This is a genomic window from Catenulispora rubra (assembly GCF_015356825.1).
Taxonomy (GTDB): domain Bacteria; phylum Actinomycetota; class Actinomycetes; order Streptomycetales; family Catenulisporaceae; genus Catenulispora; species Catenulispora rubra.
In genome coordinates, this window is record NZ_JAACYW010000866.1 from 1 (window position 1) to 255 (window position 255).

General features: G+C 53.3%; 1 rRNA gene. It reads left to right on the top strand.

Features of this window, described 5'->3' with window-relative positions:
* Positions 1 to 255, top strand: a 23S ribosomal RNA gene (locus tag GWK61_RS55770); the annotation flags it as partial.

Sequence of the window (255 nt, forward strand, 5' to 3'; positions counted from 1 at the left end):
GGGGAGTCGCAGAGACCAGCGAGAAGCGACTGTTTACTAAAAACACAGGTCCGTGCGAAGTCGCAAGACGATGTATACGGACTGACGCCTGCCCGGTGCTGGAACGTTAAGGGGACCGGTTAGACCGTAAGGTCGAAGCTGAGAACTTAAGCGCCAGTAAACGGCGGTGGTAACTATAACCATCCTAAGGTAGCGAAATTCCTTGTCGGGTAAGTTCCGACCTGCACGAATGGCGTAACGACTTCTCGACTGTCT